This is a genomic window from Nocardia pneumoniae NBRC 100136 (assembly GCF_000308755.1).
Classification (GTDB): Bacteria; Actinomycetota; Actinomycetes; order Mycobacteriales; family Mycobacteriaceae; genus Nocardia; species Nocardia pneumoniae.
Genome location: NZ_BAGF01000147.1, coordinates 1 through 17132, shown reverse-complemented (window position 1 = coordinate 17132; position 17132 = coordinate 1). Strand labels below are relative to the sequence as shown.

Sequence of the window (17132 nt, the reverse complement as noted above, 5' to 3'; positions counted from 1 at the left end):
GCAGCCGACCCTCAGGGTCGACGCGCTGATCGCGGGGCCCGGCTGGAGTGCCCAGGCAGTCTTTCAGGGAAGACGCATCAACTCCCTGGACAGGGTGAACAGCCGACGGGCGAGTTTCACCACCGGCATGCCCAGCGGCAGCAGGATGACTGTCACGCACAGCAGCGCGCCGACGAGCCACACCACGGCGGCGACGATCCCCAGCACCGTTCCGAGTACGGCCGTGAGGAGCCCCACCACCACACCGAGCAGGCCCTTTAGCAGTCGCATGATGACCTCCTGGTGCCAGTCTGCTCTCTTTTGAACTCAGGCGCACTTGACATCCACGGAAATGTGTGACCAGTGATCCCTGACCGCCGCGACGCGATCGGCCGGTACCGTGCCCAGCATGAGCAAGGTGATGGTGGAGCTATCGCACCCGATCTCCGATGGCATGCTCACCTGTCCCGGCCTGCCCGCCCCGCGGGTCACCACGGAGTTCTCGCGCGAGCAGTCGCCGCTGATCGACATGAGCTACGACATCGCGCGCGTGGATATGGTCGGCAACACCGGGACCTACATCGACGCGCCCTCGCATTTCCACGCCGACGGCGCCGACATCGCCGAACTGCCGCTGGAACGGCTGTTCGACGTGCCGATCGTGATGATCCGGGTGCCGGGGATCCACGCGGTGGGGCCGGATGTGCTCGGCGACCCGGCGCGGCTGTGGGGCAAGGCGGTGCTCGTGCACACCGGATGGTCGGGAAGGTGGGGTTCGTCCGCCTATTGGGGCCCGGGGCATCCCTTCCTGGTCGGCGAGGTCGCTGATGCGCTGGTCGCCGCCAATGTGGCGGTGGTGGGAATCGACTCGCCCGACATCGACGATACGTCCCTGCCGACGCGGCCGTGCCACCACACGCTGCTCGGTGCGGGAATCCCGATCATCGAGCAGATGACGAACCTGGCCGCGGTGCCCCACACCGGAGCCAGGCTGGTCGCACTGCCGGCGCCGGTGCGCGGGATGGGTTCGTTCCCGCTGCGCGCGATCGCCTGGACCGATCAGGGCGTTTGGAGCTGATATCTTTCCGAGAGCCAAGAGATTTCGCCGTCGGAGACGTCCGATCGAGCGTTCGCGGTGTGGCGCGGTGGACGCTGACAGTCGGGCGCGGAAGCAGTGAGGTATGCGATGCGGGACTGTCGGTGGGGGAGGGCGGTTGCGGCCGTCGCGTGCGGAGTCGGGCTGTTGGCGGGGTCGTCGGTGAGCTCGGTGGCGGACCCGGGTGGTGACGCCGGTGTCGTGTGGTTGTGCAGGCCGGATCGGACGGATGATCCGTGCCGGGGGAGCTCGGCCACGACGGTGCGGCGGGCGGGGGAGCCCGATGTGCGTGAGGAACCTGCCCCCGCTGCGGATTCGGGGGTGGACTGCTTCTATGTGTATCCGACGGTGTCGTTGGAGCCGACGCCCAACTCCTATACCGCGGTGACGCGGGAGGTGCGGGCGGTCGCTGAACAGCAGGCGGCTCGGTTTTCCCAGGTGTGTCAGGTGTACGCGCCGGTGTATCGGCAACGGACCATAATCGCGCTCGCGTCGGAGAGGTCCTACACCCCCGAGCAGCGCGCCGAGATGGCACGGATGGCATACGAGGACGTGCTGCGGGCGTGGCGGCAGTTCCTCGCCGAGCGCGAGAGCGGCAGGCCGGTCGTGCTGATCGGCCATTCCCAGGGTGCGCGCATGCTGCGCCAACTGATCCGGGAGGAGATCGAACCGCGGCAGGCGGTGCGCGACCGGATCCTGTCGGCGATCCTGCTCGGTGGCAATGTGGTGGTGCCGAAGAACGCTGACGTCGGCGGCGACTTCCAGTATCTGCCGCTGTGTCGCACCGAGCGGCAGACGGGGTGCGTGCTCGCCTGGCAGACGTTCGGCGTGACCCCGCCCGCGGACAGCCGATTCGGCCGCAATCCGATGACCCCGGAGCCGCTGCCGCGGCCGTACGGCCCGGATTACGAGATCGGCTGCACCAATCCGGCCTCGCTGGAGCGCAACGAATCCCGCACCGCGGCAACGGTCCTGCGCGTGAGCCCGGTGCCCAGTCCACTCGGCGTCGAGTTGGCGCTGCGCGACGGACCATCCGCCGCCGCGCCGACCCCGTGGCTGATCCCCGCGCAGCGGTACCGGCTCCAGTGCGTGCGCGGCGGCGACGCGACGGTGCTGATGGCGACTCCGGAGCCGGGCAGCCCAGAGCTGTACGCCGTCCCGGACGCGACGTGGGGTCTGCACCTCACCGACGTGGAGATAGCGCTGGGCGACCTGGTTCGCATCCTGACGTCCCAGAGCAGCGCCTATCGCTCGGCGCACCGCTGAGTTGGCCGCGCAGGCCGCGGAGCCGCCGGAGGAAGCCACCGGCGTGCCGGATTACGAATTGTGGCGTACCCGGATCCGGACATGCTTCGCTCATGTAGTGGAGACGAGCGCATGAGCAAACGAACCATCGACACAGCCGCCGCGACGGTCGTACCCGAGCCGGGCGTCAGTGAGGCGAAAGCATGAGTGCCGACCCGGTGTCTATCGCTGCCGACTCGCGCACCGAGCAGCGTCCGCCTGCCGAGGCATTCGCCGTCGACCGTCCCCGGCTCGACGCCTTCGGTGTGCCCGAGGCATTTCGGGTGCTCACCATCGTGCTGGTATTCGGCGTCGCCCTCACTCGCCGGGCCGTTGTGGAGCTCGCGCGATCCGTGCCCGGGACACGCGGGCGTGGCGGTCGGCGAACGCGGCGGGAAGTGCTGGCCGAGGGCGTCGTCGACGCTTTCGAACGTCTCGGGCCGATGTTCGTCAAACTCGGACAGTTGATCGCGTCATCGTCCGGCGCGTTTCCGCGCGAACTCTCCGATGCGTGCCTGCGCTGCCTCGACGATGTGCCGCCCTTCCCCGCCGCCGCGGCGAGGCGAATCGTCGAGGAGGACCTCGGCCGCCCGATCGACGAGATGTTCGCCGAGTTCGACGACGTGCCGCTGTCGGCGGCTTCGGTCGCGCAGGTGCACGCCTGTGCGCTGGCCGACGGACGCGAGGCCGTGGTGAAGGTGCAACGCCCGGGCATCGCACGCCGGATGATCGTCGATCTGCGCGCGGCGCTGGTGCTGGCGAAGCTGCTCGAACGGCGATCCGAGCACGCGCGGATCGCCAACGCCGCCGGCGTGGTGCACGACCTCTACGAGGTCACCGTGGCGGAATTGAACTTCCTGATCGAGGCGGACAATCAGAGCCGCGTCCGCGCCAACCTCGGCGCGTTCGACGACAATGCCGAAGTCGTTGTCCCTGAAGTCTATTGGGAGTTGTGCGGGCCGCGCACCATCTGTATGCAGCGACTGCGGGGCGTACCGCTCGACCAGTTCGACGTCGTCGGCGAGCACGCCGATCCGGAACTGCTGATCCGGCGGCTGGTGAAAGTGTGGCTGGAAGGCGTCATCGTCCACGGCCTGTTCCACGGCGACGTGCACGCGGGAAATCTGTGGCTGCTCGAGGACGGCAAACTGGCGATGCTGGATTTCGGCATCGTCGGCACGATGTCGCCGCCGTGGCGAGCGATGGTCCGGGCGATGTTCTACGCCAGCGCTTTCGACGGTGATTTCACCCCGGTGGCGACCGCGCTGCGCGAGCTGGAGCTGTTCGCCGAGCAGAGCGCCGACGACACCGCGATCGGCAGGCAGCTCGCCCTCGTGCTCGGTCCGATCTTGTCCGGGGACCTCGCGCGGCTGGACCTGAAGACGTTCACCTCGGCGCTGCTGGATTTCGGCAAGCGGCGCGGCGTCGCCGGACCCGAACAGCTCATCCTCATGGGCAAGCAGCTCGGCTACTTCGAGCGGTACGCGGTCTCGCTGGCCCCCGGCTGGCAGCTGGGCCGTGATCTCTACCTGCTGCGCAATATCTTTCCCGACGAGGTCGCGGCGAAAGCCGAAGAGCGCGGCATCGAACTGCCCGACTGAGTTCTCCAGGGCGCGGGCACGTCGTCGTCGAAAGGGGCCGACCGGTCAGCCTCGCGGCAGCTGTCGTGCTAGCGCTGGGACACATCCGGTGCTGGGGGCGCGGCCTGCGGGGTGGCCGATTGCGGCAGGTGCACGAGGAGCAAGCCGACGGCGGCGATCAGAAAGTTCTGCAGCGCAGCCGATGACGCGTTCACCTCTTTGTTGGCCCACATGCGGAACCATTCCCCGGCGACGGTGAGGAACCCGCCCGCGAACAGCAACACGGCCATGGTCCAGCCCAGGCTCGACAGCTTGACCGCCACGCCGATACCCGCTCGAAGCCTGCGCGGCCGTCCGGTCAGCACCCGGACCCACACCGCCGCGGCGGCCAGCAGCACGAAGGCGATCAAGAACTCCCAGATCACGATCAGGATGTAGGCGACGAGCGCGACGTTGCCGTTCGTGATCGCGCGCCAGTCCGTCCCCGAGTTGTGGATCGTCGACCTCATCGACAGCACGGCGGCGACACCTTTTCGGTTGGTGTCGGTGTCCACGCAGTTGGTGACCGCGACGAACAGGTAGTAGAACCCGGTGATCGCGGCCAGCGTCGCCACCGCCATCCACCGGCTGCCGACGACGTCGAGAAACCTTGTACCTCTGTGCCTCATATGCCCTACCTCAGGTCGACTGGCATCGATATCCGGCTCTGTAGCCGTCGACGTCTCGGGGTATCCCGATATGAACGCCATTGCCGCGGTAGAGATTACCGCTGGGTGCTAGGGGGAGAGTTGCTATGGGCACATATGAACCGTGCGGCTGGTAGCGCCTGGACGGCACCGGTTGGGAAGGTTGCCGTGTTTGACAGATTTAGGTCTGGCTAACTTAAGCTCACGTCTCGTGACCTCCACTGATACGGCCCGTACCACCTCGATGTGGCGCCGAATACCGGCGCTGTTCATCGGGTTTGCTGTGTTGCTGCTGTGTGTGGTGTTCAGTCTCGCGCTCGGGGCTCGGTCGGTGCCTGTGTCCAGGGTGGTGGAGGCTTTGCTCGGTGGGGGAGGGGGCCGCGACGGGTTGGTGGTCACTGGTCTGCGGGTGCCGCGGACGGTGATCGGTGTGGTGGTGGGTGCTGCGTTGGGGCTTGCTGGTGCGGTGGTGCAGGGAATTACTCGCAATCCGTTGGCCGCGCCGACCACGCTGGGTATCAATGCTGGTGCTGGATTGGCTGTGGTTACCGCTATTTACGCGTTGGGTTTGTCGCATCCGGTGCAGTATGTGGGGTTCGCTTTCGTGGGTGCGGCTGCGGCTGCGGTGTTCAGTTTGGTGTTGGGGCGGCGGGCGGGTGATTTGGATCCGGTGCGTTTGGTGCTGGGTGGCACGGTGTTGCAGTTGGTGTTGGTGTCGTGGACGTCGGGGGTGTTGTTGTTGAGTGAGCGGACGCTGGATGAGGCGCGGTTCTGGCTGGCTGGTTCGATCGCGGGGCGGGATCTGGATGTGCTGGTGCCGATGCTGCCGACGTTGGCCATCGGGGTGGTCGTCGGTCTCGCGATCGGTCCGGCGTTGAATACTCTTGCGCTCGGCGATGATTCGGCCCAGGCCCTGGGCGTGCCGGTGGCGCGGATTCGGTTCGCGGGAATGGTGGCGGTGGTGTTGCTGGCCGGTTCGGCGGTGGCGGTGGCGGGGCCGATCGGGTTCATCGGTTTGGCGGCGCCGCATCTGGTGCGGTTGCTGGTGGGTGGTGATCATCGGTTGGTGATTCCCGGATGTCTGCTGGCGGGTCCGTTGTTGCTGTTGTCGGCCGATATCGTGGGGCGGCTGATTGCTCGGCCGTCGGAGGTGGAGGCCGGTATCGTCACGGCGTTCCTCGGCGCGGGACTGTTGGCGGTGCTCGCTCGTCGGGCGGAGCGTCGATGAGCAACGAGGTCTCGGTACCCCAGGAGGAGCAGGATCGGTTCGGTCCCCGGAAGACCCTCTCGGGGAGCATGATTCGATCGGTCACCGCTGCGCGCCGTCGCCGTGTCGTATCGATCGGCGCCGGGTGTGGTGGGGTAGCGGTGATCCTGCTGGTGGTCGCGCTCTCCTCCGGTGAGGTGGACATGCCCGCGGTGACGGCGATTCGCGCCGCGCTTGGATTGGGTGATGCCGGGGATGTGTATATCGTCCAGCAGTTCCGTGCGCCGCGGGTGGTGGCCGGGGTTATCGCGGGGGCGGGGTTGGCGATGGCCGGTGCGGTGCTGCAACGGTTGTTCCGTAACCCGCTGGCGTCGCCGGATGTGATGGGGGTGACCGGTGGGGCTTCGCTCGGCGCGGTGGTGGTGTTGGCTGCGGGTGCGGCGCAGACGTTGATTCCGTTCGGTGCGTTGGCGGGGGGCCTGTTCGCGGCGGTGTTGTTGGGGGTACTGGGCCGGGCCGGGCTGCCGGTCGGTCGTCTGGTGTTGGTGGGGTTGGCGGTGCAGGCCGGGTTGGCGGCCGCGGTGAACCTGATCGTGGTGCGTTTCCCGAAAGAGCTGGCGGGATCGGCGATGCAGTGGACGGCGGGCTCCCTCTACGGCCGCACGTGGACGGAGGTGCAGGGCGCCGCGATCGCGTTGGTGGTGGTGCTGGCGACGCTATTGGTGCAGTACCGGACGTTGGCGGTGCTGGATCTCGGTGACGAGTCGGCGGGTGCGCTCGGAATCGCGGTGTCCTCGGCGCGGTTGCGGTTGTTGGTCACCGCGGTCGTGTTGGCGGCGTTGGCGGCGGCGTTGAGCGGGCCGATCGCTTTCGTGGCGTTGGCGGTGCCGCAGCTGGTGCGGCTGGTGGTGGGGCCGCCGACCGCGGCGGGCCTGGCTGTCACGGGGCTGCTGGGCGCGACGTTGCTGGTCGGTTGTGATCTGGTGGCTCAGCATCTGCTGCCGGTCGCGGTGCCGGTCGGCGTGGTCACCGCCACGGTCGGTGCGCCGTGGCTGCTGTTTCTTCTGCTGCGTGAGGGCAGCCCGGCCTATCGGAGGAGCGCATGAGCGAGGGAACGACCGGCACACCCGGTGTCGTTGCGGGCCAGGCCGAACGTCAGGCGGTCGGGGCCGGGAATGTGCTCGCCACCGAGGATCTGGTGTTGGGTGAGAGGCTGCCCGGCGCGTCGGAGGAGCGCGTGAGCGAGGCAGATTCCGGCACAGCGGGTGTCGTTGCGGGCCAGGCCGAACGTCAGGCGGTCGGGGCCGGGAATGTGCTCGCCACCGAGGATCTGGTGTTGGGTGAGGGGCAGCAGCCGGGCGCATCGGAGGAGCGCATGAGCGAGGGAAAGACCGGCACAGCGGGTGTCGTTGCGGGTAAGCGTCAGGCGGGGACCGGGAATGTGCTGGCCACGCACGATCTCGCGCTGCGCTACGGCGAGCGCGGCGTGATCGAGGGGCTGGATCTGGAGTTGCCCGGTGGTGCGATCACCGCGATCGTCGGACCGAACGCCTGCGGCAAATCGACTCTGCTGCGGGGGTTGTCGCGGTTGCTGCGTCCGTCCGGTGGAACCGTCACGTTGGACGGCGCGGAGATCCACCGTATGTCCGCGCGAACTGTGGCGCTGCGGCTGGGTCTGTTGCCGCAGCAGCCGATCACTCCGGAGGCGATCACGGTGGAAGCGTTGGTGCGGTTGGGTCGGTATCCGCATCAGCGGATGCTGCGCCCGTGGTCGGCGGTGGATCAGGCGGCGGTGGAGAATGCGTTGCGCCGCACGGGGACTGATGTGTTGCGGGATGAGCCGGTCGATCGGCTTTCGGGTGGGCAGCGGCAGCGGGTGTGGATCGCGTTGGCGTTGGCGCAGGAGACCGAGCTGTTGCTGCTGGATGAGCCGACCACTTTCCTGGATCTGCGTCACCAGCTCGATGTGCTGGATCTGGTCGCCGAACTGCACACCGACGCCGGGCGCACTGTGGTCATGGTGTTGCACGATCTGGGGCAGGCCGCCCGCTACGCCGATCACCTGGTCGTGCTGCACGATGGGCGGTTGGCCGCCGCGGGTGCGCCTGCCGAGGTGCTGGACGCCGACCTGGTCCGCACGGTTTTCGGTGTCGAGTGCCGGGTGATTCCCGACCCGGAGACCGGCACCCCACTGGTCATACCGAGAAGCCGAGCCACGCGCCATAGCAGCGCCCGCGCGGCATCCACCACCCTCCGGACCTGACACCCAAAAGGCCACACCGCCACTCCGCTGGAGTGACGGGCTGAGAGACGAGGATCATCATGTCCATCCGACGAATCCGCCTGCGCCGAGCAGGTCGCGTCACAGTCGCGCTGGTCGCGGCCGCCATCGGAATGTCCGGCCTGACCGCGTGCGGAACAGGTTCCATGCCAATGGATTCGGTGGTGTCGGCCGCCGACCCGGCGAGTTTCCCGCGCACCGTCGACACTGTGATGGGCCAGGTGACGATTCCCCAGGTGCCGCGGCGTGTGGTGGTGCTCGATACGGCCGAACTCGACTCGGTGACTCTGCTGGGTGTCAAGCCGCTGGGGGCGGTGGTTCCGCACACGAAGACCCGTGGCGGATTCCCGGACTATCTGGCGGGGAAGGTGGACGGGGTGATCGATGTCGGCCCGCTGCAAGAGCCGAATCTGGAACGCATCGCCTCGCTGAAACCGGATCTGATCCTGTCCTCGAAGATCCGGCACGAAAAGATCTACGACAAGCTCTCCGGGATCGCGCCCACCGTGTTCACCGAAACCGTCGGCGGCCCGTGGAAGGCCAATCTGGCGTTGCACGGCAGGGCGCTCGGTCTGGAATCGCAGGCCGCCGACGCGCTGAAGAAATACGAGGACCGCGCTCGCGCGCTCGGCGCCGACATCAAAGCCCAGCACAACGGCAGCCTGCCCACCGTGTCGGTCGTCCGCTTCCTCGCCGGACCGACCCGGTTGTATCAGAGCAACTCCTTCAGCGGCGTGGTGCTCGCCGACATCGGATTGCCGCGCCCGGCGTCACAGATCTCGAACGATCCGAAGAAGATCATGAAAGAAGTCAGCCCGGAGCAGATCGACCAGGCCGACGCCGATCTGATCTTCGTGGCCACCATCGACGATCCGGGCAAGACCCAGAAGAACGCCGTCACCACCAGCCCGGTCTGGCGCGACCTGCCCGCGGTGAAGAACGGCAAGGTCATCGAGGTCCCCGACGAGACCTGGATGTCCGGTATCGGTGTGCAGGCCGCCGATCGGATGCTCGCCGACGTCGCCAAAGCCACCGGCACCCAGCCAGCACGGTGATCTCGCCGCCGCCGGGACGCCGCAGGCCCTCCGTCCGCGCGAAAAGCCCTGACCGGGCTTCTCAGCTCTGGGTACACCCCACTATGGACCGACATGAGAGGTGCTTGTGAAAGCGGTTGCACGCCAGGGTTTCCGAGGTCCGCGTGCATTATCTGATCGGAGTCGCCGGGCTGGCGTGTTTCCTGCTGCTGGCATGGTTGCCCAGTACCGACCGCCGCGCCGCCTGCGGTAGACTGCCGCGGATCGCGGTCCTGCTGGCCGTCCAGATCGCGCTCGGTTTCCTGCTGCTGAAAACCGGGATCGGGCGCACCGTGATCCGCGCGGTGAGCGACACTTTCGCCCACATACTCGGCTACGCCGCCCAAGGGACGGCGTTCGTGTTCGGCGACCTGCCCACCACGGGCGAGAGCGGACCGGCGTTCCTGTTCGCGGTCCTGATGCCGATCGTGTTCGTCTCCGCCCTCATCGGCATCCTGCAGCACCTGCGGGTGCTGCCGCTGATCATCAAATACCTCGGCCTGCTGCTGTCGTGGGTGAGCGGCTTCGGCAAGATCGAATCGTTCAACGCGGTCGCCGCCGCCATTCTCGGTCAGTCCGAGGTATTCATCTCGCTGCGGGCCATGCTCGACGACATCCCGCCGCAGCGGATGTACACCCTGGCCGCATCGGCGATGTCGACGGTCTCGGCGTCCGTCCTCGGCGCCTACATGCAGCTGATCGACGCGAAGTACGTGATCGCGGGCATCATGCTCAACATGGTCGGCGCGTTCGTGGTGTGCTCGCTGATCAATCCCTACCCGGTCACCGCCGCCGACGATGCCGAGCTGCTGAGCGAGGAAATCGCCGACAGCCGCAAGCCGCAATCGTTCTTCGAGATGCTCACCGACTACATCCTGGTCGGGTTCAAAGTCGCCTTCACCGTCGCGGCCATGCTGATCGGATTCATCGCCCTGCTGGCCATGATCAACGGAATCTTCGCCGCCCTCTTCCATGGCACCACGTTCCAGGATGTGATGGGGCACGTCTTCGCCCCGCTGGCCTGGCTGACCGGCATCCCCTGGCAGGAGGCGGCGGACGCGGGCCGATTCATGGGCACCAAGCTGGTGTCCAACGAGGTCGTCGCCATGCAGGAACTGAGCAGACAAGACACGGGATTGTCCGACCGCACCGTCGCGATCGTGTCCACCTATCTGGTGTCGTTCGCGAACTTCTCCACCATCGCCATCGTCACCGGCGCGGTTCGCAGCCTCAGCGAGAAACAGGGCACCGTGATCGCCCGCAACGGACTCCGCCTGCTCTACGGCGCCACCCTGGTCAGCTTTCTGTCCGCCACCATCGTCGGACTCCTGAGTTAGACCGAAAGGTCAGTGGTGGATGTATCCCACGGTGAACGGCGCATCGCCCAGTCGTGGGGCGATCGATTCACCGCCGAGCGCCTCCCGCAGGACGGCTTGCTCGTCCTGGATGACGTGCATCACGGCGTTGATCAGGGCGAGGTGGGTGAACGCCTGGGGGTAGTTGCCCCAGTGCCGGCCGGTGCGGGGGTCGATCTCCTCGGCGTAGAGGCCGAGGGGGCTGGCGTAGCCGAGCAGTCGCTCGCACAGCTGTTTGGCTCGTCTCTTCTCGCCGATCTCCGACAGCGCCGAGACCAACCAGAACGAGCAGATCGTGAAAGCGCCTTCCTCCCCGGCGCATCCGTCGTCGGTCTCATCGACGCGGTAGCGCAGGACGAGGCCGTCTTCGGTCAGTTCGTCGGCGATGGCCAACACCGTGTTGCGTACCCGCTCGTCATCGGGAGGCAGGAAACGCACCAGCGGGATGAGCAGGGCCGACGCGTCCAGCGCCGTACCGCCGTAGTACTGGGTGAACACCTGCCGGGAGTCGACGGCGTGCGTGCAGATGTCGGCGTGGATTTCGTCGGCGGCCTGCTGCCAGCGCTGCGCGCGTTCGAAGTCCTGGTGGATGCGGGCCAGCCGGGCGCCGCGATCGGCGGCAACCCAGCACATCACTTTGCTGGAGGTGAAGTGCTGCGGCTTGCCGCGCACTTCCCAGATGCCGTGGTCGGGCTCGCGCCAGTAGGTGAGGGCGCTCTTGACGGCCCGGCCCAGCAGCGGCCAGGCCCGCGCATCGATTTGATCTTGGTGGCGGCCATAGAGGTAGACCGAATCCAGCACCGTGCCCCACACATCGTGCTGACGTTGCCGGTATGCTTCGTTGCCGATGCGCACGGGACCGGCATTGTCGTAGCCGCGCAGGTGCGAGAGGGTCTGCTCGGTGAGGTCGGTTTCACCGCCGATGCCGTACACGATCTGCATGTCCCGGGCTTCTTCGGTCAAGCTGAGGATGTAGGAGAAGAAGTCGTTCGCCTCCCAGGTGAAGCCCAGCGTGTACAGGCCCCACAGCGCGAAGGCGGAGTCGCGGACCCATGAGTAGCGATAATCCCAGTTGCGTTGTCCGCCCGGGGTTTCCGGCAATGACGTGGTGGCTGCGGCGGCGATGGCGCCGGTGGGTGCGAAGGTCAGGCCCTTGAGGGTCAGTGCGCTGCGGGTGAGCTGGGTTGTCCACGGATGGTCCGGAAACCGTCCACCGGCCAGCCAGTGCCGCCAGTGGTGGATCGTCCGCAGCAGCCGTTCATCGGCCTCGTCGACGGAACAGGGGATCTCCCGGCTGCCCCAGGAGAGTGCGCAGAAGCGGGTGTCGCCCGCCTTCAGCAGCGTGCGGGCGACCGCGTGCGTTCCTTCCAGCCCCAAGCGCATGTCGGTGCTCAGCGTCAGCTGCAAATCGATGCCATCGGCGCTGGCTTGCGCGAGGTGGTAGCTGTCGAGGTACTCCCAGCGAGCGCGATGCCTGCCATAGTCGAAGCACGGGTGGCAGTCCAGCCCGAACTGGATCTGCCCGGTCTCGCAATGCACCGTCCGCAGCAGAATGTGCTCGGCGTCGTAGTCGGTGGGGGTCCGGCGATGGGCACTACGTCCGGGTGTCTGGTGGCGCCATGGGCCGACGAGCAGCACATCGCGCACGGTCGCCCACCCTTCGCCGCTGCGCCAGGTGGTCTCCATGACCATGGTGCCCGGGACGTACCGGCGATCGGTGGGCACCATGAAGTCGGCAGGGGCGAACCGGAACGATCCGGCGGAACGATCGAGGACGGCGGCGAAGACGCTGGGGGAGTCCATGCGGGGCAGGCACATCCACTCGATGGCCCCGCTGGGAGCGATGAGGGCGGCGACCTCGCAGTCGGAGAGGAAACCGTAGTCGTCGATAGGCGGGAACGCCGTCAGCCGCGGTGTGCGTTCGATCTCGTCGTCCATGGTTGCTCCATCGTCATCTCGGCGCTGACTCTGGCTGGGTATTCCACGCGATCGCCTGGTGAACCGCCTTCTCTCGACCACTGCTAGCTGGAGTGAGTGGTATGGCGTTTCCCAAAGCCCATCATTTCGCAGGTCGAATGGGCAACCCCCGCGTCCGCTACGGTCTCGGGGGTCCCTCGGTAGTATCGGGCTGAGTGGTCCACGTCGGCCGTACACCGTTCGGCTCGGCGCAGCCACAGGAGTGGGAGATGAGCGCACGCGACGGTCCCGGCCTGCGGCGGTTGCATCGCAGCACTCGGGTGCTGGTGGTCGCCGCCACGGTGTTCGTCGTGTCGCTGCTGTTCGTTCCCCGCCTGATCGGTGCCTACGTCAGTTGGCTGTGGTTCGGTGAAGTCGGCTTCCGCGGTGTCTGGGCCACGGTGCTGTTCACGCGTCTGTCGCTGTTCCTCGTGATCGCGTTGTTCATCGGTGGCGTCCTGTTCGCGGCGATGTGGCTGGCATTCCGGTCTCGCCCCGTCTTCGTGCCGGATACCGGGGAAGAAGACAGTCTCCGGCCGTATCGGGCGATGGTGATCCGGCGGCCGCTGCGGTTCGGGTTGGGCATCGCGGCGTCGCTCGGCCTCATCTCCGGTCTCATCGCACAGTCCAGTTGGAGGACGGTCCAACTGTTCCTGCACGGCGGGTCCTTCGGCGTGTCGGATCCTGAGTTCGGACTCGACATCGGGTTCTTCGTCTTCGATCTGCCCCTCTACCGGCTGGTCGTCAACTGGCTGTTCGCCGCCACGATCCTCGCGTTCCTGGCCGCGCTCGCGACGCACTACCTGTTCGGGGGGTTGCGGCTGTCCGGAAGCGCGCCCGGTCTGACCCACGCGGCCCGCGTCCAGCTCGCGGTGATCGCCGGCACGTTCATCGTCGTGAAAGCAGCCGCCTACTGGCTCGATCGATACTCGCTGCTGTCGAGCCGTCGCAAGGAACCCACCTTCGCCGGAGCCGGGTACACCGACATCAACGCGGTGCTTCCGGCCCGGCTGATTCTCTTCGCGATCGCGGTCATCTGCGCCGCCGCGGTCTTCGCCGCCGTCGTCGTCCGGGATCTGCGCATCCCCGCGATGGCCGCCGCGCTGCTGCTGTTGTCCTCGATCCTGGTAGGCGCCGTCTGGCCGCTGGCCGTCGAGCAGTTCTCGGTGCGCCCGAACGCCGCCGACATGGAACGCGCCTACATCGAACGCAACATCGCGGCTACCCGCCAGGCGTACGCGATCGGCCACGACCGCGTCGAATACCAGGCCTACTCCGGGATCGGCACCAAGCGCCCACCCGACGTACCGGCGGACGTCACCACGATCGCCAACGCCCGCCTGCTCGATCCGACCGCGCTCTCGCGAACATTCACCCAGCAGCAACAGCTGAAGAACTTCTACAGCTTCCCCGCGCATCTGGACCTGGATCGCTACCGCATCGATGGGGAAAAGCGCGACTACGTGGTCGCGGCCCGCGAGCTGACCCCCAGCGCGCTGAGCGGCAACCAGCGCCACTGGGTCAATCGGCACACCGTCTACACCCACGGAAACGGGTTCGTCGCCGCGCCGGCCAACCGCGTCAACGCGGCGGTCCGCGATGCCGCGGGCGATGCCGCCAGCAGCAACAGCGGATACCCGCTCTACACGGTCAGCGACATCGCCTCCCAGGCATCCGGACACCAAGTGATCCCGGTGGATCAGCCTCGCGTCTATTACGGCGAAGTGATCGCCCACGCTAGTCCCGACTACGCGATCGTCGGCGGCGGCACCGAACCGCGCGAGTACGACACCGACACCACCAAGTACACCTACACCGGCGCCGGTGGCGTCCCGATCGGGAACTGGCTCAACCGCCTCGCCTTCGCCGCGACCTACACCGAGCGCAACATCATCTTCTCGAAGGCCATCGGTCCCGAATCGAAGATCATCTTCAACCGCGACCCGCGTCACCGTGTCGAACTCGTCGCTCCATGGTTGACGACCGACCACAATCCCTACCCGGCGGTCGTGGGCGGCCGGATCGTGTGGATCGTCGACGCGTACACGACGATCGACGGCTACCCGTATGCCAAGCGCAGCTCGCTCGGAGCCGAGCAGCCGGACAGCGATGTCCAGCTGCCTCCGGAGATTTCCTACGTGCGGAATTCGATCAAGGCCACCGTCGACGCCTATGACGGCACGGTCACCCTGTATCAGGTCGACCGGCAGGACCCGGTCCTGGCGGCGTGGATGAAGGTCTTCCCGGGCACGGTCGAACCCGAGGAGTCGATCAGCGCGGAATTGCGGGCCCACTTCCGTTACCCGGAGGACCTGTTCACCGTCCAACGCGAGATGCTCGCCCGATACCACGTGGACGAACCGCGAGAATTCTTCACCACCAACGCTTTCTGGTCGGTGCCCAGTGATCCGACCGTGGAAACCAACCCGCACCAGCCGCCGTTCTACGTCCTGCTCGGCGACCAGTCCACCGCCCAGCCGTCGTTCCGGCTGGCCAGCGCGATGGTCGGATACAACAGGGAATTCCTCTCCGCCTACGTCTCGGCCCACTCCGACCCGGAGAACTACGGCAAGATCAGCGTCCTGCAGCTGCCCACCGACACTCTCACCCAGGGGCCGCAGCAGATCCAGAACTCGATGATCTCCGACACCAGGGTGGCGTCCGAACGGACCCTGCTCGAGCGATCGAACCGGATCCAATACGGCAATCTGCTCACCCTGCCGATCGCCGACGGCGGCGTGCTGTACGTCGAGCCGCTGTTCACCGAGCGGATCTCCACCACGCCGAACGCATCGACTTTCCCGCAGCTGGCGCGGGTCCTGGTCAGCTACCGCGAGCCCGGCACCGGCGGCGTCCGCGTAGGGTACGCCCCGACCCTCGCCGAGGCGCTCGACCAAGTGTTCGGCCCCGGTACCGGCCAGCTCGCCACCGCACCGGGCGCGGGCCCCTCCGCTCCTCCCGCACCGGGCCAGCAGTCCGCGGCTCCACCGCAGGCGGCACCTCCACCGGCGCAGTCTCCGCCCGGGGTGGATCAGGCGAAGATCGACGAACTCAACGCGCAGATCGATGCCATCCGCGCGGCCCTGGACCGGCTCCAACAGCAGTTGAAAGACCTGGAACGCTCCGGTCGATGACGCTGCCGTCATCCGTCGGTCAGCGCGGCGTTCGACCGTCACCACGAGGTGCGCGCAGGGGGATCCGTGGAATGTCGTTGATCACAACTACTGTTCATCGCCCCGCGGAACGGGTACCCCGGGTGCTCCTTCCCGGGTTCGGTGGGCGGACGCGATCGTCGTTCGCTATATTCCGACAGCACGCTCGGGTCATGGGTTCACGCATTTGAAGCATCGCTTCTGGCTCCATAGCCAGGGCGAACACTGATTGATGCAGAGAGTGAACTTGCCGCCGTATGACCTCGACACGTCGTTCCGCACGTCGTACCCGTCCCTCACGAGCACGGAGTCTGCTGTTTCCCCAATTGCTGACCGCCGCGGTGGACACGGCGTTCGATTCGGCCGCGCTGCGATACAACCCGACCGGTGAGCCCGCTGATCAGCGTGAGCTGACTTATCGGGAGTTGGATGAGGCGTCGTCGCGGTTGGCGCGGTATCTGATCGGGCAGGGGGCGGGTCCGGGCGATTTCGTCGCGGTGGCGATCACCCGTTCGGTGGAGTCGGTGCTGGCGATGTGGGCGGTGGCGAAGACCGGCGCCGCGTACGTGCCGGTGGACCCTGGGTATCCGGCGGATCGCATCGCGCACATGCTGTCGGATTCTGGTGTCGTGCTGGGTGTGACCCTCGGGGCGCATCGGCCGGGGTTGCCGGGTGCGGGTGTGGAGTGGATCGAGCTGGATGCGCCGGTGCGCCGGGAGCGGATCGCCGCGGAGGCGGCGCATTCGGTGTCGTATCTGGATCGGTTGCGCCCACTGACCGAGCAGCATTTGGCGTATGTGATCTACACCTCGGGGTCGACGGGTAAGCCGAAGGGGGTCGCGGTCACGCATGCCGGTCTGGCGGCGTTGGTGGAGCATGAGATCGCGGTGCGTGGGGTGACGCGGGCGTCGCGGGTGTCGCATTTGACGACGCCGAGTTTCGATTTTTCGGTGATCGAGATGTTGCTGGCGTTTTCGGCGGGCGCGACGTTGGTGGTGGCGCCGCCGTCGGTGTTCGCGGGGGTGGAGTTGGCTGATTTGTTGCGGCGGGAGCGGGTGACGCATCTGTGTATCACTCCGGGTGCGTTGGAGTCGTTGGATCCGGCGGGGCTGGATGATCTGCGGGCGATTTTGTGTGGTGGGGAGCGGGTGGGCCCCGAACTGGTCGCGCGGTGGGCGAGTGGGGATCGGTCGTTCTACATCGTGTACGGGCCGACCGAGACCACCATCTTCGCCACCGGCACCGAGCCGTTGTCCAGGGATGACGCGACGCATTTGGGCACTCCGGTTCCCGGTATGGGTCTGCATGTGCTGGACGCGCGGTTGCGGTTGGTGCCGCCGGGCGTGGTCGGTGAGTTGTATCTGTCCGGGCCTGCGCTTGCCGAGGGGTATCTTCGGCGTCCCGGATTGACCGCGGAGCGGTTTGTCGCCAATCCGTTCGCCGAGGCGGCGGGCGGTGCGGGTGCGCGCATGTATCGCACGGG

General features: G+C 67.0%; 13 protein-coding genes. 10 read left to right on the top strand and 3 right to left on the bottom strand.

Annotated features, from left to right (window positions below; all coding sequences use genetic code 11):
• Positions 1 to 63 precede the first annotated feature (63 nt).
• Positions 64 to 270, bottom strand: coding sequence for a hypothetical protein (locus tag ON34_RS29665; protein ID WP_040785854.1), 207 nt, complete (start codon positions 268 to 270; stop codon positions 64 to 66).
• A 118-nt stretch (positions 271 to 388) separates the two neighbouring features.
• Here ON34_RS29665 and ON34_RS29660 point away from each other — a divergent pair, with 118 nt between their 5' ends.
• From ON34_RS29660 to ON34_RS29650, 3 genes are all read left to right on the top strand, one after another.
• Positions 389 to 1057, top strand: coding sequence for a cyclase family protein (locus tag ON34_RS29660; RefSeq protein ID WP_063821765.1), 669 nt, complete (start codon positions 389 to 391; stop codon positions 1055 to 1057).
• Between the two features lie 303 nt (positions 1058 to 1360).
• Entirely contained in the window at positions 1361 to 2341 is a 981-nt protein-coding gene (locus tag ON34_RS29655) for a DUF3089 domain-containing protein (RefSeq protein WP_157172486.1), read from the top strand.
• A gap of 182 nt (positions 2342 to 2523) precedes the next feature.
• The gene (locus ON34_RS29650; protein WP_051023316.1) at positions 2524 to 3960 is read left to right on the top strand and encodes an ABC1 kinase family protein; all 1437 of its coding nucleotides are present in this window, start codon (positions 2524 to 2526) and stop codon (positions 3958 to 3960) included.
• A 68-nt stretch (positions 3961 to 4028) separates the two neighbouring features.
• On the opposite strand, the gene ON34_RS29645 is transcribed toward ON34_RS29650, so the two are convergent.
• Complete coding sequence (locus tag ON34_RS29645; protein ID WP_063821764.1) at positions 4029 to 4607, bottom strand: DUF2165 domain-containing protein; 579 nt, start codon at positions 4605 to 4607, stop codon at positions 4029 to 4031.
• 190 nt (positions 4608 to 4797) lie between these two features.
• Between ON34_RS29645 and ON34_RS29640 the strand changes: the two genes are divergently transcribed.
• The 5 genes from ON34_RS29640 (at position 4798) to ON34_RS29620 (ending at position 10523) form a co-directional block, all read left to right on the top strand.
• Positions 4798 to 5853, top strand: a complete 1056-nt coding sequence (locus ON34_RS29640) for a FecCD family ABC transporter permease (protein WP_245548259.1) — start codon at positions 4798 to 4800, stop codon at positions 5851 to 5853.
• Positions 5850 to 6938, top strand: a complete 1089-nt coding sequence (locus ON34_RS29635) for a FecCD family ABC transporter permease (RefSeq protein WP_245548258.1) — start codon at positions 5850 to 5852, stop codon at positions 6936 to 6938. Before ON34_RS29640 ends, ON34_RS29635 begins: the two co-directional genes overlap by 4 nt.
• A 269-nt stretch (positions 6939 to 7207) precedes the next feature.
• Positions 7208 to 8095: an ABC transporter ATP-binding protein gene (locus ON34_RS29630; protein WP_051023334.1), complete on the top strand. Its 888-nt coding sequence runs from the start codon at positions 7208 to 7210 to the stop codon at positions 8093 to 8095.
• Between the two features lie 59 nt (positions 8096 to 8154).
• Positions 8155 to 9168 (top strand): ABC transporter substrate-binding protein, encoded by a 1014-nt coding sequence (locus ON34_RS29625; protein ID WP_040785849.1) that lies wholly within the window; start codon positions 8155 to 8157, stop codon positions 9166 to 9168.
• Positions 9169 to 9311: 143 nt separating this feature from the next.
• The gene (locus ON34_RS29620) at positions 9312 to 10523 is read left to right on the top strand and encodes a NupC/NupG family nucleoside CNT transporter (RefSeq protein WP_040785912.1); all 1212 of its coding nucleotides are present in this window, start codon (positions 9312 to 9314) and stop codon (positions 10521 to 10523) included.
• Positions 10524 to 10532: 9 nt separating this feature from the next.
• On the opposite strand, the gene ON34_RS29615 is transcribed toward ON34_RS29620, so the two are convergent.
• Positions 10533 to 12479, bottom strand: a complete 1947-nt coding sequence (locus ON34_RS29615) for a glycoside hydrolase family 15 protein (RefSeq protein WP_051023314.1) — start codon at positions 12477 to 12479, stop codon at positions 10533 to 10535.
• A 248-nt stretch (positions 12480 to 12727) separates the two neighbouring features.
• Between ON34_RS29615 and ON34_RS29610 the strand changes: the two genes are divergently transcribed.
• Positions 12728 to 15631 carry a UPF0182 family protein gene (locus ON34_RS29610; protein ID WP_040785847.1) on the top strand — a complete coding sequence of 968 codons (2904 nt, stop codon included), beginning with the start codon at positions 12728 to 12730 and terminating at the stop codon, positions 15629 to 15631.
• 275 nt (positions 15632 to 15906) lie between these two features.
• On the top strand, positions 15907 to 17132 hold a 1226-nt coding region (locus tag ON34_RS29605), incomplete at its 3' end, for an amino acid adenylation domain-containing protein (RefSeq protein ID WP_157172485.1).